We start from the raw sequence: 20104 nt of genomic DNA on the forward strand, positions 1-20104 counted from the left end.
TGTGAGCGAACCGGGGCGCGCGTGGTGTGTGCGGGGTCTACCGTCGGGGAACAGGTGAAGACGACCAGGGAGGTGGACGTGGGACAGCACAGTGACTTGCGGATGCGCGCGACGGCCGGGCTCAATCTCAGCGATTCGGTGTTCGACCGGTTGCTGAGTGAGCGCATCGTGTTCCTCGGGTCCGAAGTGGACGATGAGAGCGCGAACCGGATCAGCGCGCAGATGCTGCTGCTGGCCGCGGAGGACCCCGAGCGCGACATCATCTTCTACATCAACTCCCCCGGCGGCTCGGTCAACGCGGGGCTGGCCATCTACGACACCATGCGGCTGGTCGCACCGGACGTCTCCACCTGGGCGATGGGCATGGCCGCCTCGATGGGCCAGTTCCTGCTGTCCTCCGGCACGCCGGGCAAGCGCTACGTGTTGCCGCACACCAGGGTGCTGATGCACCAGCCGCACGCCGGGCTCTCCGGCACCGCCTCCGACATCGCCATCCGCGCCGAGGAGTTCGGCAAGCTCAAGCAGCTGGTCGCGGAGATCACCGCGGCGCAGACCGGCAAGACGGTGGAGCAGATCACCGCAGACGCCGACCGGGACCGCTGGTTCAACGCCCAGGAGGCGGTGGACTACGGGCTGGCCGACCAGGTGGTGCGCAGGCCGGGTGTGATCGGCTGAGCCGGGTCAGCGGCCGCGTCCGCCGTGGAAGTGGATGCCGCCCCTGACCTCACCGGCCTGGATGCTGTCCCGCATGGTGCCGTTGACCTGGTTCACCACGCCGCCGCCGGTCGCGGAGATGGCGGAGTCCCTCGCCGCGGTCGTCGACGGCGCGGGCTCGTCCTCGGCGAAGGTGAGCAGGGTGGCGGCCTCGAAGTGCGGCACCCTGATCCAGGCGGTGCTCGCGGTTTCCTTGTGCTGGAAGGAGATCTGGCCGAAGTCGCGCTGGCGGACCAGCTCGGTGTACGGGCCGCTGAAGACGTCCTGGTGGGCCTTGGCGGAGATGATCAGGCCGGTGCTGAACTCCAGTGGGCTGGCCTCGGCGCAGCGCCTGACCACCCGGCGGAAGACCTTGGCGTCCAGCATGCGCGCGCAGTCGACGTTGGTGCGGTGCAGGCCCTCGTGACCGGGCAGCGGGCCGACGCCGACCGAGATCCGCAGCCGGACGTCCGGCTTCCGCCAACGGTTGTGCTCGGCGGCCAGGTCGTCGAGCACCTGGGTGGCGTCGATGATGTCGCCGAGCAGCTCCTCGGGGAAGGCGGCCAGCAGGCCGTCGCCGGTGTGCTGCCAGTCCACCGCGTCGGCCTTCATCACCTGGCGGCTGGCCAGCGCGGCGCCGACGAGCTCCTGCGTCTTCTGGGCCGCCACGTCGAGGTGGTAGCCGGGGTTGCTGCCGGAGTCGATCAGGTCGATACCGAGGACCGTCCGGTTCACGGGCAATCGAGGCACGCAGGGCAGTGTGCTGCGCGTCCTGGCCCACGTCTCCCTCGTCCCAGGGAGAAGCGGCTCAGGCCAGCTCGGCCAGGCGGCGCGGGTCGGGCAGCAGGTAGCGCAGGCGGCTGGTGCGCACCAGGCCCTCGGCCCGCAGCCGCTTGAGCGCGGCGTCCACGGTCTTGGCCGAGGCGCCCACGGACTGGGCCAGCTCCTTCTGGCTCATGCCGCGGATGGCCACCCCGTGCTCGGTCTGCTCACCCCGGGCGTCCGCCCAGCTCAGCAGCTGTTTGGCCACCCTGGTCGGCACGTCCTGGAAGGCCACTGACAGACCCCGGTGGTCGGCGTTGCGCAGCCGTCGTTGCAGGGTGGAGTTGACCAGCAGCAGCACGTCCTGGTTGGTGCGCATCAGGCTCAGGAACACCGCCCTGGGCACGTGCACCGCGCGGCCGGCGGTGTGCGCGATGACCGTCGCGCTGCGCGGCACCTCCTCGATCACGCCCAGCTCGCCGATCAGCTCGCCCGGCCCGTAGAAGCCGGCGATCAGCTCGGTGCCGTTGCCGCCGGAGAGCAGCACCTTGACCAGGCCCTGCTCGATGAGCAGCACCTCGTCGCTCTCGGCGCCCTCGGACAGCAGGGTCTGTTGCCGGTGGAAGTCCCTTGGTCTGCCGTGTCGGCGCAGCACTGCGCGGACCGCGTCCTCCCTCGCCATCACCGCATCATCCCCGTCGGGTCAACCTGCCTGGGAGGGGCCGAGCGGGTGAACGCGGGCTGCTCCGGTCACCTGATCGAGCTATGTCCGCGCAGCGCCTGCTCGGTGCTGGCCAGGAACGCCTCCATCGCGGCGGTGACGCCGTCAAGATCACCGGTGGCCAGCAGGTCCAGCAGCAGGCCCCTGGTCACGGCCAGGCCGAGGCGGGCCTGCGCGCGGGCCGCGTCTTCCGGGAAACCGTTGGTGCGCAACCACTCCGTCATCGGCCCGGTCCAGGAGGAGACGATGCCGTCGAGCAGTTCGGTGGTGCCGGGGCGGCCCTGCAGGGCCTGGCCGTACAGCTCGAAGAACAACCGGATCGACGGGGCCAGCGCGGGATCGGTGAGGCGGCGCCAGAACTCGCGGGGCGCGGTGGTCGGGTCGAGCTCGGCGAAGGCGGCGCGCTGGCGGCGCTCGACCTCGCGGACCACCTCCACCAGCAGGCCCTCCTTGGAGCCGAAGTGGTAGATCAGCATCCGATGGCTGCTGCCCAGCGCGGTGGCCAGCTGCCGCAGGCTCAGCTCGCCGATGCCGTGCTCGCTGACCCAGGCCACCGCCGCGGCCAGCAGTTTCTCCTTCGCCGCCGACACCGGTCATCCCTTCCACCGTGGTGAACCATATGGTACATGTACCAACCGGTACACGAAGGAGGGTCTGACATGGCGGTGCAGCGGGTCGATGTCCGGGTGCGCGCGGCGGCGGCTCCCGCCGCGGTCTACGCGCTGGTGCGCGACGGGTCGAGCTGGCCGGACTGGGCCCCGTTCACCGGCTTCGAGCTGGAGCGCGCGGGCGAGCAGGGCGCGGAGAGCGTGGGCGCGATCCGGGTGTTCCGCCGCGGGAAGAAGATCACCAGGGAGCAGGTGGTGGAGCTGGTGCCGGAGCGCAGGCTCGGCTACGCGCTGCTGTCCGGGCTGCCGCTGCTGGACTACCGGGCCAACGTCGACCTCGCGCCGGTCGACGGCGGCACCGAGATCCACTGGCATTCCAGCTTCCGGCCGCGCTTCCCCGGCACCGGCTGGCTGTTCCGCAAGGTGCTGAGCGTGTTCATCCGGCGGTGCGCGCTGGGACTGGCCGAGCACGCCGGCCGCCGGTAGTCACTGGGGTTTGCCGCAGTATTTCCGTGCGGGTTGCCCACCGTGATCGGAAGGTCTGCCTCAGGGTGCTCTCAGCGCCGGATTCCTAGCGTGGACACCATGTTCGACGGAATCATCAACTGGGTCACCGACCTCATGACCACCCTCGGCGCACCGGGCGCGGGCCTGGCCATCGCGCTGGAGAACCTGTTCCCGCCGCTGCCCAGCGAGGTGTTCCTGCCACTGGCCGGGTTCACCGCCAGCCGGGGCGGGATGAGCCTGCTGGCCGCGATCATCTGGACCACGGCGGGCTCGGTGGTCGGCGCGCTGGCGCTGTACTACATCGGCGCGCTGCTCGGCCGGGACCGCACCCGCGCGATCGCGGCCAAGCTGCCGCTGGTGAAGGTGGCCGACCTGGACCGCACCGAGGCCTGGTTCGCCAGGCACGGCTACAAGGCGGTGTTCTTCGGCCGGATGATCCCGATCTTCCGCAGCCTGGTCTCCGTGCCAGCGGGCATCGAACGCATGCGGCTGGGAGCCTTCCTGCTGTTCACCGCGCTGGGCAGCCTGATCTGGAACACCGTGTTCGTGCTCGCCGGGTACTACCTCGGCGAGAACTGGACGCTGGTGGAGACCTACGCGGGGGTGCTGTCCAAGGGCGTGCTGGTGGTGGTCGGCGTGGCCGTGCTGGTGTTCGTGGTCTCCCGCCTGCGCCGCAGCAAGCAGCGGGCCTAACTCCCGAGATAGCGCAGGATCGCCAGCACCCGGCGGCTGTACCCGGTGGTGTGCGAGAGGTCGAGCTTGTCGAAGATCGAGTTCACGTGCTTCTCCACCGCGCTCTGCGAGATGTGCAGCGCGGTGGAGATGCTCGCGTTGGTGTGGCCCTGCGCCATGTGCCGCAGGACTTCGCGTTCCCGTTCGGTGAGCCTGGTCAGGGGGTCGGTGTGGGTGGTGCGGGCCAGCAGCTGGCGGACCACCTCGGGGTCGAAGGCGGCCCGGCCGGAGCCGACCCGGTCCAGCGCGTCCAGGAACTCGCCGACCTGGGCCACCCGGTCCTTGAGCAGGTAGCCCACCCTGGCGCTGTCCCCGGTGAGCAGCTCGGTGGCGTAGCGCTTCTCCACGTACTGGCTCAGCATCAGCACGCCCACCTCCGGCCAGCGGGACCGGATCTCCAGCGCCGCCTGGAGTCCCTCGGCGGTGTGCGTGGGCGGCATCCGGACGTCGATCACGCACACGTCCGGCTGCTCACGGGCCACCGCGGCCAGCAGGGCGGCGCCGTCGCCGACCGCGGCGAGCACCTGGTGGCCCTCCTCCACGAGCAGGCGCACCAGGCCTTCCCGCAACAGGATCGAGTCGTCGGCGAGGATCAGGCGCATGGCAGGCTGGCTCCGATGAGGGTGCCGCCGCCGAGCGGACTGCGCACCCGGAACTCGCCGTCCATGGCCGCCACCCGCTGGGCGAGGCCGGAAAGTCCGCCGCCGTCCGGATCGGCGCCGCCGACCCCGTCGTCGGCGACCTCCACCAGCAGCGTGCCGGTGGTGGCGAGGTGGGTGAGCCGTACGTCGAGCGTGGCGGCGTTGGCGTGTTTGGTGGCGTTGGTGACCGCCTCGCACACGATGAAGTACGCGGCGGCCTCCACCCGCGCGGGCGGGCGCTCCGGCGGGAGCTGGCAGGAAACGGTGGTGCGCAAGGGAGAACCCTCGACCACCCGGGCGATCGCCTCGGGCAGGCCCAGGTTGTCCAGCGCGGTGGGGTAGACCCGCCAGGCCACCTCGCGCAGGTCGTTGAGGATCTCCTGGCACTCCTGGTGTGCCTGGGCCAGCAGGGTTTCCGCGCGGGCAGCGTCGCCGCCGCGGCGGGCCCTGCCGATCAGCAGGCCGAGCGCGACCAGGCGCTGCTGCACGCCGTCGTGCAGGTCGCGTTCGATCCGGCGGCGCTCGGCGTCCACTGCCTCGACGATCCCGGCGCGGGTCTCGGTCAGGGACTGGATGCGCTGCCGCAGCTCCTCGGGGCTCAGGCCGAGGAACTCGCGGACCAGTCGTCGCTCCACAATGGACAGTGCGTACAACCCCTGCAGCGCAAGGTAGAGCAGTACCAGGCCGGGCAGGCTCAGCGCGAGCAGGGACTCGGTGGTGACGCGCCCGGCGGGGTTGCCGGTGAAGATGCTGCCGCCGGTGATCCAGGCGCCCACGCTGGCCACCGCGGTCAGCACGCCGTAGACCAGCAGCAGCAGGATGACCCCCACCGCCAAGCCGACCGGCACCCGGACCAGCAGGTACATCCACGGGCGGCGCTGCCGGTCGTCCTCGACCTCGCCGCCGCCGAAGAACCTGGCCACCCGGCGGCCCTCCAGCCGGGACAGCCTGCGCGCGCCCTTCTCCAGGCGCTCGGTCAGCCGCTGCCGGACCCTCGGCCACAGCAGCAGCGACAGGTGCAGCAGTCCGGCCAGGACCAGGTAGCCGAGCTCGGCCAGCGCGGACAGCGCGCCGAGGGCCAGTCCCGCCCCGATGCGCGCGGCGGCGGTGACGAAGGGCAGCAGACGCACAGCGTGAGGCTAGTGGCCAGGGCCGTTCGGGGGACTGCGGAAAACCACAAGAGTGACCGGCGGCGACCTCTTTGGACGATTGACCAGCTCAGGCGGCCGAACCTAGCGTCGGTGCCGACGGGGTATGGCCGGGCTCACAGCGAGGTGGCACATGTCGATGGGCGTCGTGGGTCGGCTGGGCATCATCGGCACGGTGGCGGCCGCCGCGGCCGCGCTGTTCGCCTCCGGGGCGGAGGCCGCGGTCCGGCAGGTGCGGCACTACGTGGCGCTGGGTGACTCGTTCACCTCGGGGCCGCTGATCCCGCTGCCGAGGCTGAACCCGTTGGGCTGTGCTCGGTCCACCGAGAACTACCCGAGCCTGCTGAACCGGCGGATCCGCCCTGCCCGGTTCACCGACATCAGCTGCGGGGCCGCGGACAGCACCAACATGACCGAGCCGCAGTCGGTGCCGCTGGGCCGCAACCCCGCCCAGTTCTCCGCGCTGACCAAGGACACCGACCTGGTCACGGTCAGCATCGGCGGCAACGACTTCAGCGTCTTCGGCGACACCATCAGCACCTGCGCGCGGCTGCGGCCCAGCGATCCGGGCGGCGCGCCCTGCGCGAAGCACTTCGGCGACGAGCTGAGCAAGCGGATCGGCCAGACCGAGGTCCGGGTGCTGACCGTGCTGCGCGGCATCCGGGAACGCTCGCCCAAGGCCAGGGTGCTGGTGGTCGGCTACCCGAGGATCGCCCCGGCCAGCGGCACCTGCCCCTCGGTGCTGCCCTTCGCCACCGGCGACTACCCGTTCCTGGACAGCGTGGAACAGCAGCTCAACGCGGCGCTGCGGCGCGCGGCCGGGGTGAACGGGGACACCTTCGTGGACACCTACGCGCCCTCGCTCAACCACGACGCGTGCAAGCCGCGCGGGGTGGCCTGGGTGAACGGGCAGCACACCGACCTGCTGGCCGCGGCGGCGTACCACCCGTTCCGGACCGGGATGGTGGGCGTGGCCGACGCGGTGCAGCGGGCGCTGGCCACCGCGAAGGCCCGCAGGGGCTGAGGCGCGCTCAGCCCTTCGCCGCGGCGAAGGCCAGGCCCATCCGCAGGGCGGCGGCCGCCTCCAGCGCGGCGTCCCGGCCGGTGTGGCCGATGCCGAGCACGTTGGCGAAGCCGTGGATCAGGCCGTGGTGGCGGCGCAGGAACACCGGCACCCCGGCCTTGCTCAGCTTGTCCGCGTACTCCTCGCCCTCGTCCCGCAGCGGGTCGAAGCCCGCGGTGACCAGGTAGGCCGGCGGCAGGCCGGAGAGGTCCTCGGCCAGCAGCGGCGAGGCGCGCGGGTCCAGCTGGTCCTCGGCCGAGCGCAGGTACTGGTCCTGGTACCAGTCCATCTTCTCCGAGGTGAGCACAAAACCGGTGCCGAACAGGCGGCGGGACTCCCGGCGCACGGAGAAGTCGACCGCGGGGTAGATCAGCAGCTGGAAGGCCGGCACCGGGTCGCCCGCGGCCTTGGCCTGCTGGGCGGTGACCGCGGCCAGGTTGCCGCCCGCGCTGTCCCCGCCGACCGCGATCTGGTCCGGGTGCAGGCCGAGGCTGTCCGCGTTGGCCACCGCGTACCGGTAGACCGCGAGCGCGTCCTCGGTGGCGGCCGGGAACTTGTGCTCGGGGGCCAGCCGGTAGTCCGCGGACAGCACCGCCACCCCGGCGTGCACGGCCAGGTAGCGGCACAGGTTGTCGTGGGTCTCCAGGTCGCCGACCACCCAGCCGCCGCCGTGGTAGAAGACCAGCGCGCCGGCCTGGCTGGGCAGCCCGGCAGGCAGGTAGACCCTGGTCCGGATCGGGCCGCCGGGGCCGGGCACGCTCAGCTCGCGCACCTGCGCCACCTCCAGCGCCGCGCCGCCGATCACCGCCGCGGTCCGGCGCAGCCCGCGCCTGGCCTCGATCACCGAACCGGCGCTGAGCGGGTTCTCCTTGGCCAGGCTCATCAGCTTCAGCATGGACTGCACCTCGGGGTGCAGATGCTGGCCGTCGATCACGGTGGGGCGGCCGCCGATGGCGCGCTGCGCGGGGGCGGGCAGGGCGCCGACCGCGGCGGCCACGCCGCGTTCGACCAGTTCGCGCAGGGCCGGGCGAGGAGAGGTCATGACCCCGATGCTACCCACGAGTAGGGGGTGTTGGGCAGGGCCGCGGCGGGTGGCCGGGGGCGTGGCCTAGGGCGCGGCCAGCCCGGCGCGGTAGGCGTAGCGGGTGGCGTCGGCGCGGTTGCGCGCGCCGATCTTGGCGAAGGCGTTGTTGATGTGCGTCTTCACCGTGGCCTCGCTGATGAACAGCGCGCTGGCGATCTGCGGGTTGCTGCGGCCCTGCGCGATCAGCGTGAGCACCTCGGCCTCCCGCGCGGTCAGCCCGTCCGGCGGGCGGTGCGGTTTGGCCGGCTCCTGGCGGGTGAGCGCGGCGACCAGGCGCTGGGAGACCTCGGGCGCGAAGGTGGACTGGCCGGTGGCGGCGGCGCGCAGGGCGGCGGCGATCTCGGCGCGGCCCGCTTCCTTGGTCAGGTAGCCGCGGGCGCCGGCGCGCAGCGCGTCGGCGATGGAGTCGTCGTCGGCGTAGGTGGTCAGCACCAGGACCGCGACCGCGGGGAAGCGCTCGGTGATCTGGCGGGTGGCCTCGATCCCGTCCAGCACCGGCATCCGCAGGTCCATCAGCACGATGTCCGCCCCGCGTTCGGCCAGCAGCGCCAGCGCCTGCTCGCCGTCCCCGGCATCGCCCACCACCTCGACGTCCTCGACCAGGCCGAGCAGGGCGACCAGGCCCTCGCGCATGATCTGCTGGTCGTCGGCCACCAGCACCCTGATGGTCATTCCGGCACCTCCGCGCGCACCAGCCAGCCGTCCCCCTCCGGGCCCGCGGTGAGTGTGCCACCCAGCAGGGCCAGCCGCTCCCGCATCCCGGTCAGCCCGAACCCGCCGGGCAGCTCCGTTCGCGGCGTGCCGGCCGCGTTGCGCACGGACAGCCGGACCGCATCGTCCACATAGGACAGATCGACCTCGACCGGCGCGCCGCCCGCGTGTTTGGCCGCGTTGGTCAGGGCCTCGCGGGCGGTGCGCTGCAAGGAGATCTCCGCGCCGGGCGAGAGCGGCCGGGTGCGCTCGCTGATGGTCAGCCGGACCGGGGTCTGGTGGTCCCGCCGGTGCGCCTCGACCAGCTCGGTCAGCGCCGAGGGCAGCGGGCGGACCTCCTCGCGCAGCGCGGAGACCGCGGCCTTGGCCTCGACCAGCCCCTCCACCGCCAGCCGCCGGGACCGGCGCACCCTGGCCAGCGCCGCCGCCGGGTCGCGGCCGTCGGCCAGCAGCGCCTCGGCCACCTCCAGCTGCACGGCCAGCGCGCCGAGGGAGTGCGCGAGCACGTCGTGCAGCTCGCGGGCGATCCGGGTGCGCTCGGTCTCGGCCAGCAGCCGGGCCGCCTGCGCGGTCTGCTGCCGGTGCTGCCGCTGCACCAGGCCGAGCAGGGTGAGCAGGGCGAAGATGGCCATGCTGCTCAGCACGGCCACCGTGCCGCGCCCCCACAGCAGCCCGCCGGTGAGCACCAGCACCACGTCCGCCCCGGCCAGCGCCAGCCCGGCGGGCACGCTGGCGGCGACGTGCGAGATGAACACCATCGCCGAGACCGCGGACATGGTGGTGGCCGAGGCCTCCGGCAGGCCGACCACGCAGGCGCTCAGCAGCGAGCAGGCCGCCAGCGCGCCCAGCGCCCACCGCGGCGAACGCTTGGTCAGTGCCAGGAACACCAGCCAGCACAGGAAGGAGGGCCCCAGCAGCAGCCAGGCCCACCAGGGCGTGTCCGGCGCGCTGAGCAGCGCGTACACCAGCAGCGCGGTGACCAGTACGTGCATGGTCCTGCGCTCGTGCAGGGTCGGCGGCGCGGTCATGGGGGCAGTCTGCGCGAGCCGGGCGGTCAGCGCCGCACCGGCTGGCCCACCCTGGCGGCCAGCACCAGCGACTGGGTGAGCAGGCTGGCCCCCAGCGTCAGCATGATCGCGCCGCCGCCGCTGGTCAGGGTCGCGCCGAAGCCGTGGCCGAGGAAGCCGAGCAGCACCCGCAGCCCGATGAACCCGGCCCACACGCCGAACGCCGGACCGCGCATCCTGGTGAAGATCCGGCCCTCCCGCAGCTGGACCTCGCTGGCCTTGCCCAGGCCCACCCCCGCGCCGAGGGCCAGCAGCAGGCCCAGCACCAGGAAGACCAGGTCGACCGGGGGAATGTGGTAGTCGGGGCCCAGCTTGTTCCTCAGCTGGAGCAGCCCGATGCCGGTGAGGATCGCCGGGCCGATCCACACGTCCTCGCCGTGCTTGGTCAGCTCGTGCCAGTTCATCCGGCGGGCGATCACGAAGGCCACGATGGCGATGGCCAGGGCCCCGTTGGCCAGGGTGCTCAGTGTCATGGCACCAAGCTAGGAAGATCAGGGGGTGGAGTTCGTGGGCTCAGGGGTGGACTCGGGGGTGGAGATCGAGCCGGGCGGCGGCCACTCCTGCTCGGGCACGCCGGGGAACAGCCGCCGCAGGTAGTAGTCGGCGGCGGCCATCGCCTCCGCGGGGGTGCTGTTGTCCAGCAGGATGTCCGAGCCGAGCGAGTCGGTGATGCACCACAGCATCATCGACTCCTTGTCCGGGTCGATGCCGGGCGCGGTGACCCCCTGCTCCTGGGCCGCGCGGATCATGTCGGCGAAGAAGTTGAACAGCTTCGGCTGGCCCTGCAGGTAGATCCGGCGCAGCGAGGGCTCGTTCAGCGCGCGGATGAAGTAGGCGATGCCGACCAGGCGGCCGGTGCGGGTGTGCTCGTCGATGGGCAGCGTCTCCACCATGCAGGCGCGCAGCACCGCCCACGGCGGCGGGTCGCCTGCCAGCTCGCGGGCCAGCCGGGCGCGCACCCGGTTGCCGGTCTGCACGCTGCTGAACTCCAGCGCGAACTCCAGCATGTGGTCCTTGGTCTTGAAGTAGTGCTGCACCGAGCCCATCGAGACCCCGGCCTCGGCCGCCACGTCGCGCAGGCTCACCGCCTCCATGCCGTGCTTGGCGACGATCCGCCACAGCGCCTCGGCGATGTGCCGCCGACGTTCCTCGTGGTCAACCTGCTTGGGCACCGACAGCCACGCTTTCTTAATGCGGACGCATTGCAAAGGTCTCCGCGTCCCGGTTACCATGCACCCGCATTGTAACCGGCCGGGAGCCGGGACATCAGGGGATCAACTGGGGAGTTGTGATGCAAGTCCAGGTCAGCCAGCAACAGAGTCCGGCGCGGAGCTTGCCGCCGTTCGCAGCAGGCCCGGTTGTGACGGTTGCCGGAGTGCTCGGCGTGCTGCTGTTCGTCTTCGCCGAGCGCTACGGCACCTTCGGCGACGAGTTGTACTTCATCGCCGCGGGCCAGCACCTCGACTGGGGCTATGCCGACCAGGGACCGCTGGCGCCGCTGCTGGCGCTGGTCACCGAGTCGCTGTTCCCCGGTTCGCTGACCGCGCTGCGCTTCCCCTCGCTGCTGATGTCGATGGTCCTGGTGGCGGTGACCGCGCTGATCGCCCGCGAGCTGGGCGGCGCGCGGCGGGCGCAGACGCTGGCCGCGCTGGTCACCGTGGCCTCGCCGTTCACCCTGGGCAACGGGCACCTGCTCACCACCAACACGCCGGACATCCTGATGTGGGCGCTGGCCTGCTGGCTGCTGATCCGCTGGGTGCGCACCCGCCGCGACGCGGTGCTGCCCTGGCTGGGCGTGGTCACCGCGGTGGCCTTGCAGTCCAAGTTCCTGATGGGCGGGTTCTGGGTGGCGCTCGCGGTCGCGGTGCTGGTGTTCGGCCCGAGGGAGCTGCTGTGGCGGCCGATGTTGTGGCTGGGCGCGGGAATCGCGGTGCTGGCCACCCTGCCGAGCCTGTTGTGGCAGGCCGAACACGGCTGGCCGCAGCTGGGCATGACCGGGGTGATCGCGGCCGAGGGCGAGTTCATGCACGGCGGCCTGCTCGGGTTCGTGCCGATGATGCTGATGCTGGCCGGGCTGCTCAGCGGGCTGGTGGTGCTGCTGTTCGGGCTGTGGCGGCTGCTGCGCGGGGATGAGCTGCGGCCGTACGCCTTCCTGGGCTGGACCTTCCTCGGCGTGGTCGCGCTGTTCCTGGTCGCGGGCGGGCGGCCGTACTACGTGGCCGGGATGTTCCCGGTGCTGTGGGCGGCGGGCGCGGTGGAGCTGTCCAGGGCGCGGGTGGCCGGGTGGTGGCGCTGGTCGGTGAGCCTGCCGGTGGCAGTGCTCTCCGCGGTGGCCATGTCCTTCTTCGGGTTGCCGCTGGAACCGGTGCACAGCCGGGCCGGCGCCGGATCGGTGGACTTCATCAGCACGCACAGCGTGGGCTGGCCCGAGCTGGCCGACCAGGTGGCCAAGGTCTACCACGCGCTGCCCGCCGAGCAGCGGGCCAGGACCGCGCTGCTGACCAGCTCCTACTGGCAGTCCGGCGCGCTGGACCGGTTCGGCCCGGCACGCGGTTTGCCCAAGGCGCACAGCGGTTCCCGGGGCTACTGGCACTTCGGCGCGCCGCCGGAGACCGCGGACACCGTGCTCTACGTGGGCCGCCCGCTGCCCGCGCTGACCGAGTCCTTCGGCACCGTCACGCAACTGTCCACTTTGGAGACTGAGCTGAAGGCGAACCGGGCGGTGGACGGGATTCCGCTGCTGCTGGCGCAGGACCGCAAGGGCAGCTGGGCCGAGTTGTGGCCCCGGTTCCGGAAGCTGGCCTGAGCCATGACCACACGACCGGACTTCGCCCGCCTGCCGGTGCTGGCGGTGACCGCGGCCTACGCGGTGGTGCTGCTGGCCTTCAGCGGCCGCTACGACCTCTTCGGCGACGAGCTGTACTTCCTGGCCGCGGGCCAGCACCTCGACTGGGGCTATGCCGACCAGGGTCCGCTGGCGCCGTTGCTGGCGCTGGTGATGGACTCGCTGTTCCCCGGCTCGCTGACCGCGCTGCGGCTGCCCACCGCACTGCTGACGGTGGCCGGGACCGCGGTGGCCGCGCTGATCGCCCGCGAGCTGGGGGGCGGCGCGCGGGCCCAGGTGGTCACCGCGGTCGTCTTCGCCGGGGCGCCGGTGATGATCTCCGGCGGGCACCTGCTCGGCACGGGCGCGGCGGACACCCTGGCCTGGGAGCTGGCGGTGCTGGTGCTGCTGCGCTGGCTGCACACCCGTCGGGACGTGTTGCTGCTGTGGCTGGGTGTGGTCACCGCGTTCGCCTGGCAGGCCAAGTTCCTGATGGTCGGGTTCTGGGCGGTGCTGCTGGTGTGCGCGCTGGTGTTCGGGCCGAGGGAGCTGCTGCGCCGCCCGATGTTGTGGCTGGGCGCGGGAATCGCGGTGCTGGCCACCGTGCCCGCGCTGCTGTGGCAGGCCCGGCACGGCTGGCCGCAGCTGGGCATGACCGGGCAGATCGCGGCGGAGGCGGCCACCGGAACCGGTGGGGCGCTTGGTTTTGTGCCGATCATGCTCTTCGGCGCGGGCCTGCTCACCGGCGCGGTGCTGGTGGTCTACGGAACCTGGCGGCTGCTGCGCGGACCGCAGTGGCGGCCGTATGCCTTCCTGGGCTGGACCTTCCTGGGGCTGGTGCTGGTGTTCCTGGTGGTCGGCGGCCGCCCGTACTACGTGAACGGGCTGTTCCCGCTGCTGTGGGCGGTGGGCGCGATCGAGGTGGAACGCCGGGTGGCCGCGCGCTGGTGGCGCTGGGCGGCGGCCTGGCCGGTGGCGGTGGCCTCCGCGCTGGCCATGCTGTTCCTGGCGCTGCCGGTGCAGCCAGTGGAGCGGGCCGCCGCGCGCGACTCGGCCGACTTCACCAGCGTCTACAGCACCAGCTGGACCGAGTTGGCCGACCAGGTCGCCGCCGCCTACCACCGCTTGCCGCCGGAACAGCGCGCCCGCACCGCGGTGCTCACGGTGACCTACTGGCAGGCCGGCGCGCTGGACCGCTACGGCCCGGAGCGCGGACTGCCCAGGGCCTACAGCGGTTCCCGCGGCTACTGGTACTTCGGCGCGCCACCGGAGTCCGCGGACACCGTGCTCTTCGCCGGACCGGCCGTGCCCTACCTGACCGAGTCCTTCGCGCAGGTCCAGCAACTGTCCACTATGGACACTCGACTGAAGTCCAACCTGCTGGTGCAGGACGTGCCACTGCAACTGGCCACCGGGCGCACCGGCTCCTGGGCCGAGCTCTGGCCACGTTTCCAGAAACTGGGGTGACACCATGACCACATCGACCGCCGCCGCGCCCCGGCTCCGGCCGCCGCGCTACCGGGTGGACCCGCGCGCCCGCCGCTGGTGGACCGTGCAGGCGCTGCTCACCGTGTCCGGACCGGCGTTCCTGGTCGCGCTGACCATGACCACGCTGTCCCTGCTGTTCTTCCCCGGCGCGCTGCGCTGGCTCGGGCCGCTGCTGCTCGGCGTGCTGGTGCTGCCCGGCCTGGCCTACCTGCTCATCATGCCGCCGTGGCGGTACCGGGTGCACGCCTGGGAGCTGGGCAGCACCGCGGTGTACTCGGCCAGCGGCTGGTTCTGGCAGCGGCGGCGGATCACCCCGCTGACCAAGGTGCAGACCGTGGACACCGTGATCGGCCCGATCCAGCGCGGTTTCGGCCTGGCCACGGTGATCGTGACCACCGCCTCCACCGCGGGCGACGTGCGGATCTCCGGGCTGGGCCTGGACGACGCGACCGAGCTGGCCCGCCGGATCGGCGAGGCCGCCGCGGTGGAGGAGGCGTGATGGACTGGCGGAAGCTGGACCCGCGCATGATCGCGGTGCACACGAGCTGGCTGGCCCCGCCCGCCGCCTCCTTCCTGATGGCCCTGTGGATCTCCGGCGGCCACCTGGACCTGCGCGGCTGGCTCACCTTGAGCGGGATCACGCTGGGCTTCCTGGCCTTCACGGCGGCCGGGGTCGCCTCCTGGGCCAAGACCAGGTACCGGCTCACCGCCGACGCGGTGGAGGTGCGCACCGGGATGTTCACCAGGAAGCTGCGCACGGTGCGGCTCAACCGGATCCGCAACGTCGACCTCACCGCCAGCCCGGTGCACCGGCTGTTCGGGCTGACCACGCTGCGCATCGGCACCGCGGGCTCCACCGACCTGGGCAGCGAGGTCAAGCTGGACGCGCTGGCCGCCCCGGTGGCCAGGGCGCTGCGCGCGGAGCTGCTGGCCCGCGCCACGCACACCGCGGCCGAGGACCCGGTGGTCTCCACGATCAACCCGCGCTGGCTGCGGTACGCGCCGCTGACCTTCTGGATCTTCGGCGGGATGGTGCTGGTGCTCGGGGTCGGGTACCGGGCGCTGGAGGCGATCGGCATCGAGGCATGGCGGCTGCCCGTGGTGCGAAGGCTGGCGGTGGAGTTCGGCTCCAGCGCGCTGTGGTGGACCATTCCGCTGGCGTTCCTGGCCTCCACGCTGCTCGGCGTGCTCGGCGCGCTGGCGCTGTACGTGGAGGGCTGGTGGCGGTACCGGCTGGAATGGGTCAGCGACAGCCTGCTGCGGGTGCGCCGCGGGCTGCTGACCACCCGCTCGGTGTCCATCGAGCGGTGCAGGCTCTTCGGCGCGGTGCTGCGCGAACCGCTGCTGCTGCGCTTCGGCGGCGGCGCCAAGGTCAACGCGGTGGCCGCGGGGCTGGGCACCGAGCAGCAGGACAGCGAGCGCAGCGCCGTGCTGCCGCCCGCGCCGCGCGCCGAGGCGCTGCGGGTGGTCGCCGGGGTGCTGCGGGAACCGGTGTCCCCGCTGGAAGACCTGGTGCTGACCGCGCATCCGAAGGTCGCGCACCGGCGGCGGATCGTCCGCGGCCTGCTGCTGGTGACATTGCCCCTGCTCGTGGTGCCAGGGGTTCTGGGCTACCTGCTGACGGATGTGCTGCTGCACCTGGCCTGGAGCACCGCGCTGGCCAGCGTGCCGTTCGTGCTGTGGTTCGCCAGGGACGCCTACCGCAACCTCGGCCACGGCCTGTCCGGGCGCTACCTGGTGGCGCGTTCGGGCACGATCAGCCGGGACACCGCGGCGCTGCGCCGGGCGGACGTGCTGTCCTGGACCTTCGCCGACACCCCGTTCTCCCGGCGGGCCGGGGTGGTCACGCTCACCGCCGCGGTGGCCACGGTGGTGGGCGGGTACCACGTGCGCGACATGGCCGAGGCGGACTCGGCCGGTTTCGCCGAGCGGGCCGTGCCGGGCATCCTCACCGAGTTCCTAGACACCGACGGCAGCGGGGAACAGCTCCCGGCGGAGCTCGTGCACTGCGGTGCGGGCGGCCCGGTTGGCGCCGATGGTGCTCGCTGACGGGCCATAACCGACCAGGTGCAGCCTGGGCTCGGCGGCGGGATGCCCACCGGCCATCACGATCCCGCCGCCGGGCTCGCGCAGCTTCAGCGGGGCCAGGTGGTTGAGCGCGGCCCGGAAGCCGGTGGCCCAGATGATCGTGTCTGCCCGCTCGTGCGAGCCGTCGGCCCAGGTGACGCCGTCCGGGGTGATCCGCTCGAACACCGGGCGGCGGCGCAGCACCCCGCGCGCCCGCAGGTCCTTGATCAGCGGGGTGAGGGCGAGGCCGGTGTTCCAGACCACGCTGCGCGGCGGTTTGCCGGCCCGCACCGACTCCTCGACCTTGGCGATGATCGCCCGGCCGCGCTCGGCGGTGAACTCGCCCTCGCTGAACTCCGGTTCCCGCCGGGTCACCCAGATCGTCTCCGCGATCGGGGACAGCTCGTCCAGGAAGCGCAGCGCGGAGGCCCCGCCGCCGACCACCACCACCCGCTGCCCGGCGAACCCGGCCGGTCCGCGGTAGTGCGCGGTGTGCAGCTGGCGGCCGAGGAACTCGCGCGCGCCGGGGTAGTGCGGCCACAGCGGGTGGCTCCACGAGCCGGTCGCGTTGATCACGCCGCGGGCCCGCCAGCAGCCTTCCGGGGCCTCGACGAGGAAGTCCGCGCCCTCGTGCCGGACCGAGCGGACCCGCACCGGCCGGATCACCGGCAGGTCGAAGCGCTGCTCGTACTCGGCGAAGTAGGCGGAGAGCACCTCGGCGGCCGGGCGCTGCGGGTCGGGCACGATCAGCGGCAGGGCCTGCAGGGCGTGGAAGCCGTGCACGTCGGCGTAGCGCAGCGAGGGCCAGTAGTGCTGCCAGGCGCCACCGGCGTGCGGGGCCGAGTCCAGCAGCACGTGGTCGATCCCGGCGCGGCGCAGGAAGTACGAGCTGGACAGGCCGGCCTGGCCCGCCCCGATCACCACCACGTCCGTGTCCACGACCACCGGAACGCCGGTGGGCGGGTGACCCATTCCCCTGCGGAAGGAAGGTCACACCCGCCCACCGGCACGACGACCGCGAGGGTCGGTCGCCGCCGCTACGGGGCGCCGGTGGTCAGCGTGTAGCTGCCGGAGCCGCTGTAGGCGTGCACCCGGTAGCGGTAGTAGCCCGCGGTGCCGGAGTAGCTGACCTTCTCGGTGTTGCCGGGGCCGGCCGACTCGGCCACGTCCGCCCAGGCGCTGCCGTTCCACTTCTGCAGGTACAGGTCGAAGTCGGTGCCGGAGGGACCGCTCAGGCAGCCGGTGTGCGTGCCCGCGGCGGTGGACTGGTAGTAGCTGTTGTTCGGCTGGTACGCGCTGCCGTTGGCGGCCAGCGAACCGGAGTACGTGCCCTTGCCACACTCACCGCCGGGCGGCGGGTTGCCACCATCGGTGAGCAGGGTCAGTCCGTAGGTCTGCAGGATCTCGTTGACCGGCTGGAAGTAGGTGGTGCCACCCGAGCGGCAGTTGCCGGAGCCGCCGGAGGTCACCCCCTGGGCCTGGTTGCCGGCCAGCAGCGAACCGCCGGAGTCACCGGGTTCGGCGCACACGCTGGTCTGGATCAGCCCGGACACCGTGCCCTGCGGGTAGGTCACCGAGGAGTTGCGCGCCTGGATGGCGCCGCAGTGCCAGCCGGTGGTCGACCCGGACCGGCACACCGTGGACCCGACCGGCGCGTCCTGGGACCCGGCCACCGCTACCCGGCCGCCGCTGTAGTTGTTCACCGCGCCGACCGGGGTGTTGCCCGCGGCCACCTGCACCCAGGCGTAGTCGTTGCCGGGGAAGCTGGAGCCGCGGAAGGTGCCGCTGGGGTTGCTGGTGGCGGCCCCGGTGTTGCCGCAGTGCCCCGCGGTGACGAACCCGCCGGTGACCGAGAACCCGACCGAGCAGCGCGAGCCGGAGCCGATGTTGTAGGCGTTGCCGCCGACCACGTCGATCAGCGGCCGGGCCTGCTCCAGGCTGGACTCGAACCGGACCGCGCCCGCCTGCGCCCCGCTGGCCAGCACGAACGCCCGCGCCGCGGCCAGCGCCTCCGGCCGGGACCGGACCACCACGCTGTTGCTGGCCACGTCCACGTACCAGCCGTGCACCGTGCCCGGGGCCTTCGCCGCCGCACTGTCCAAAGTGGACTTGACCGCGTCCAGTGCGGGTTCGGCGCGGCTGACCAGCTTCGGGATGCCACCGGCCGCGCGGACCGCCTCGGCGCGGGCCTGGCTGGTGACCCCGGCGACCAGGCGGCCGTTCGGATCGAGCCAGGAGCCGCCGTCGGCGCTGGCGGCCACCCGCTTGCGCACCGAGCGCGCCAGGTCCTCCACGGCGAGCCGGGCGCGGGCCTGGTCGGCGGAGAGGCCGAGATCGCGCTGGAGGGCGGCGAACAGGCCGGGGTCGACCTCGGCGGGCGCGCCGACCGAGGACGGGGCCACCGCGGCGGAGAGCGCCATGGTGGTGAACGCGGCGACCAGCAACGCGGATAGGCGTCGGCTCATGCCGGTGTCTCCTTGGATGGGCAGGGATGCAGGGACCTGCACGTTAGGCCCGGCCCAGCCAGGGGAGGGAGATACCAGTTACCTCATACCGAAGCCGGGATGCCCCGCCAGCCACTCGGTGTAGCGGGGGCTGCGGCTGACCACGTCGGCGTAGGCGGCCAGCGCGTGCCCGGCCATCCGCTCCGCCGCCGCCGAGCTCTGGCCGTCGATGTGCCAGCCGATGAACTGCCGCCAGCGCAACGGGATGCCCGCGATCGGCACCGGGACCACGCCGGTCCACTCGCGGAAGGTCGGCTGGCACAACGCGACCGCGTCCCCGGAGCGGACCAGGTCGACGCAGCTGACCACGTCCGCCTCGTACAGCTCCCTGGGCGCGAACCCGGCGCGGGCGCAGGCGGCGGCGAAGCAGTCGCCGAAGCAGCCGTCGCCCGGGGTGGCCGCCCAGCGCGCCTCGGCCAGGTCGGCCAGCTCCAGCTCGTCCTTGTCCGCCAGCGGGTGGTCCTCCGGCAGCAGCACGAACACCGGGTCCACCGCGAGCAGCCGCCACTGCACACCGGGCGCGGTCGGCGGCGCGGCCTCCCCGCACGCCCCGATCAGCGCGAAGTCCAGGCGTCCGGCGGCGACCAGCTCGGTCAGCTCGTCGCTGGAGTAGGAGGTGTGCGGGGAGATCCGCGCCTGCGGCCGGTCCAGGCCCAGGTGGTGCATGAGCCCACCCAGCATCGGCCCGTTGGCCGAGCCGATCCGGAAGTGGGTGGCGCCCTCATCGCCTGCCGAGTTGGCCAGCCGCGCGGCCTCCTCGCGCAGCTCGCTGACCGCGGGCAGCAACAGCCGGGCGCGGGCCAGCACCAGCTCGCCCAGCTGGGTGGGCCGGGAGCCGCGCCGGTCCCGCTCGAACAGGGCCCCGCCCAGCGCGCGTTCGATCCGGTTGAGCTGGGCGGTGAGCGCCGGTTGCGCCAGACCGAGTTTGGCGGCCGCCTTGGTCACGCTGCCGGTGTCCGCGACGGTGCAGATCACCCGCAGATGCCGCAGCTCCAGTTCCATAAGACGACGCTAAATCCCTTGCCGCTCAGGGGGAAGGGTTTGCCTCCAGCGGAGGAAACCGGTGTTCGTTGCGATCGATCTTGGCATGCGCCTCGGCCGGGAGGTCCAGACCACAGACATCGGCGAAACGCACCAGGTAGAGCAGCACGTCGGCCACCTCGTCGGCAACCCGCTCGCGCAGCGCGCCACCGTCGAGCTGCTCGGCGATCTCCTTGTCGCCCAACCACTGCAGCTCGGAGACCAGTTCGCCGACCTCGCCGGAGAGCGCCATGGCGAGGTTGCGCGGGGTATGGAACGGCTCCCACTCCCGCGCCGCCGCGAACTCCCGCAACCGGGGCACCAGCTCGTCAAATCCACGCATGCGCCGAACCCTAGGCCGTAGCCAATCGTTGCCTGGGCTGGGCCAGCTCCGCCCGCCAGGTTCTCGACCCTGGGTAATCACCTGGTCAGCCCCCGTGACCCGGCTTGCTGTCGATCTACCT

Annotated in this window: 22 protein-coding genes; 8 read left to right on the forward strand and 14 right to left on the reverse strand. The window is 72.5% G+C overall.

Features of this window, described 5'->3' with window-relative positions:
- Nucleotides 1-102 precede the first annotated feature (102 nt).
- A complete protein-coding gene (locus tag N8J89_RS08305; protein ID WP_283666116.1) occupies nucleotides 103-675 on the forward strand; it encodes a ClpP family protease in 573 nt (190 codons plus the stop codon).
- Between the two features lie 6 nt (nucleotides 676-681).
- Here the strand turns inward: N8J89_RS08305 and N8J89_RS08310 are convergent, their stop codons facing one another.
- The 3 genes from N8J89_RS08310 to N8J89_RS08320 all read right to left on the reverse strand — a co-directional run bounded on the left by N8J89_RS08310 (nucleotide 682) and on the right by N8J89_RS08320 (nucleotide 2766).
- Nucleotides 682-1443 carry a hypothetical protein gene (locus N8J89_RS08310; protein WP_283663764.1) on the reverse strand — a complete coding sequence of 254 codons (762 nt, stop codon included), beginning with the start codon at nucleotides 1441-1443 and terminating at the stop codon, nucleotides 682-684.
- Between the two features lie 58 nt (nucleotides 1444-1501).
- Nucleotides 1502-2137 (reverse strand): Crp/Fnr family transcriptional regulator, encoded by a 636-nt coding sequence (locus N8J89_RS08315; protein WP_252481829.1) that lies wholly within the window; start codon nucleotides 2135-2137, stop codon nucleotides 1502-1504.
- Nucleotides 2138-2205: 68 nt separating this feature from the next.
- Complete coding sequence (locus N8J89_RS08320; RefSeq protein WP_283663765.1) at nucleotides 2206-2766, reverse strand: TetR/AcrR family transcriptional regulator; 561 nt, start codon at nucleotides 2764-2766, stop codon at nucleotides 2206-2208.
- A 69-nt stretch (nucleotides 2767-2835) separates the two neighbouring features.
- On the opposite strand from N8J89_RS08320, the gene N8J89_RS08325 reads away from it, so the two are divergent.
- Both N8J89_RS08325 and N8J89_RS08330 read left to right on the forward strand, forming a co-directional pair.
- Complete coding sequence (locus N8J89_RS08325; RefSeq protein ID WP_283663766.1) at nucleotides 2836-3270, forward strand: SRPBCC family protein; 435 nt, start codon at nucleotides 2836-2838, stop codon at nucleotides 3268-3270.
- Nucleotides 3271-3369: 99 nt separating this feature from the next.
- A complete protein-coding gene (locus tag N8J89_RS08330) occupies nucleotides 3370-3984 on the forward strand; it encodes a DedA family protein (protein ID WP_283663767.1) in 615 nt (204 codons plus the stop codon).
- On the opposite strand, the gene N8J89_RS08335 is transcribed toward N8J89_RS08330, so the two are convergent.
- The gene (locus N8J89_RS08335; RefSeq protein WP_252481833.1) at nucleotides 3981-4625 is read right to left on the reverse strand and encodes a response regulator; all 645 of its coding nucleotides are present in this window, start codon (nucleotides 4623-4625) and stop codon (nucleotides 3981-3983) included. The two genes, N8J89_RS08330 and N8J89_RS08335, sit on opposite strands and share 4 nt — an antisense overlap.
- Nucleotides 4616-5794, reverse strand: coding sequence for a sensor histidine kinase (locus N8J89_RS08340; RefSeq protein ID WP_283663768.1), 1179 nt, complete (start codon nucleotides 5792-5794; stop codon nucleotides 4616-4618). The genes N8J89_RS08335 and N8J89_RS08340 overlap by 10 nt, the downstream gene beginning before the upstream one ends.
- Nucleotides 5795-5951: 157 nt before the next feature.
- Here N8J89_RS08340 and N8J89_RS08345 point away from each other — a divergent pair, with 157 nt between their 5' ends.
- Entirely contained in the window at nucleotides 5952-6836 is an 885-nt protein-coding gene (locus tag N8J89_RS08345; RefSeq protein WP_283663769.1) for an SGNH/GDSL hydrolase family protein, read from the forward strand.
- Between the two features lie 7 nt (nucleotides 6837-6843).
- On the opposite strand, the gene lipP1 is transcribed toward N8J89_RS08345, so the two are convergent.
- The 5 genes from lipP1 to N8J89_RS08370 form a co-directional block, all read right to left on the reverse strand.
- Complete coding sequence (lipP1, locus tag N8J89_RS08350) at nucleotides 6844-7917, reverse strand: LipP1 family hormone-sensitive lipase (protein ID WP_283663770.1); 1074 nt, start codon at nucleotides 7915-7917, stop codon at nucleotides 6844-6846.
- Between the two features lie 66 nt (nucleotides 7918-7983).
- The gene (locus N8J89_RS08355) at nucleotides 7984-8631 is read right to left on the reverse strand and encodes a response regulator transcription factor (RefSeq protein ID WP_283663771.1); all 648 of its coding nucleotides are present in this window, start codon (nucleotides 8629-8631) and stop codon (nucleotides 7984-7986) included.
- Entirely contained in the window at nucleotides 8628-9698 is a 1071-nt protein-coding gene (locus N8J89_RS08360; RefSeq protein WP_283663772.1) for a sensor histidine kinase, read from the reverse strand. The genes N8J89_RS08355 and N8J89_RS08360 overlap by 4 nt, the downstream gene beginning before the upstream one ends.
- 26 nt (nucleotides 9699-9724) lie before the next feature.
- A complete protein-coding gene (locus N8J89_RS08365; protein WP_283663773.1) occupies nucleotides 9725-10210 on the reverse strand; it encodes a hypothetical protein in 486 nt (161 codons plus the stop codon).
- Between the two features lie 18 nt (nucleotides 10211-10228).
- On the reverse strand, nucleotides 10229-10909 hold the full coding sequence (locus N8J89_RS08370) for a TetR/AcrR family transcriptional regulator (protein WP_283663774.1): 681 nt from the start codon (nucleotides 10907-10909) through the stop codon (nucleotides 10229-10231).
- Nucleotides 10910-11097: 188 nt separating this feature from the next.
- Here N8J89_RS08370 and N8J89_RS08375 point away from each other — a divergent pair, with 188 nt between their 5' ends.
- From N8J89_RS08375 to N8J89_RS08390, 4 genes are read left to right on the forward strand one after another with little or no spacing between them, the layout of a single operon-like run.
- Nucleotides 11098-12543 (forward strand): glycosyltransferase family 39 protein, encoded by a 1446-nt coding sequence (locus N8J89_RS08375; RefSeq protein ID WP_283663775.1) that lies wholly within the window; start codon nucleotides 11098-11100, stop codon nucleotides 12541-12543.
- Between the two features lie 3 nt (nucleotides 12544-12546).
- A complete protein-coding gene (locus tag N8J89_RS08380; protein ID WP_283663776.1) occupies nucleotides 12547-14028 on the forward strand; it encodes a glycosyltransferase family 39 protein in 1482 nt (493 codons plus the stop codon).
- Between the two features lie 4 nt (nucleotides 14029-14032).
- The gene (locus N8J89_RS08385; RefSeq protein WP_283663777.1) at nucleotides 14033-14548 is read left to right on the forward strand and encodes a PH domain-containing protein; all 516 of its coding nucleotides are present in this window, start codon (nucleotides 14033-14035) and stop codon (nucleotides 14546-14548) included.
- Nucleotides 14548-16098, forward strand: coding sequence for a PH domain-containing protein (locus N8J89_RS08390; RefSeq protein ID WP_283663778.1), 1551 nt, complete (start codon nucleotides 14548-14550; stop codon nucleotides 16096-16098). Before N8J89_RS08385 ends, N8J89_RS08390 begins: the two co-directional genes overlap by 1 nt.
- Here N8J89_RS08390 and N8J89_RS08395 read toward each other — a convergent pair.
- The 4 genes from N8J89_RS08395 to N8J89_RS08410 form a co-directional block, all read right to left on the reverse strand.
- Nucleotides 16009-17088 carry an NAD(P)-binding domain-containing protein gene (locus N8J89_RS08395; protein ID WP_283663779.1) on the reverse strand — a complete coding sequence of 360 codons (1080 nt, stop codon included), beginning with the start codon at nucleotides 17086-17088 and terminating at the stop codon, nucleotides 16009-16011. The two genes, N8J89_RS08390 and N8J89_RS08395, sit on opposite strands and share 90 nt — an antisense overlap.
- Nucleotides 17089-17153: 65 nt before the next feature.
- Nucleotides 17154-18581: a S1 family peptidase gene (locus N8J89_RS08400; RefSeq protein ID WP_283663780.1), complete on the reverse strand. Its 1428-nt coding sequence runs from the start codon at nucleotides 18579-18581 to the stop codon at nucleotides 17154-17156.
- A 78-nt stretch (nucleotides 18582-18659) separates the two neighbouring features.
- Nucleotides 18660-19622 carry a LysR family transcriptional regulator gene (locus N8J89_RS08405; protein ID WP_283663781.1) on the reverse strand — a complete coding sequence of 321 codons (963 nt, stop codon included), beginning with the start codon at nucleotides 19620-19622 and terminating at the stop codon, nucleotides 18660-18662.
- Nucleotides 19623-19647: 25 nt separating this feature from the next.
- On the reverse strand, nucleotides 19648-19983 hold the full coding sequence (locus N8J89_RS08410; protein WP_283663782.1) for a nucleotide pyrophosphohydrolase: 336 nt from the start codon (nucleotides 19981-19983) through the stop codon (nucleotides 19648-19650).
- Nucleotides 19984-20104 lie beyond the last annotated feature (121 nt).

The organism is Crossiella sp. CA-258035, from assembly GCF_030064675.1.
Classification (GTDB): Bacteria; Actinomycetota; Actinomycetes; order Mycobacteriales; family Pseudonocardiaceae; genus Crossiella.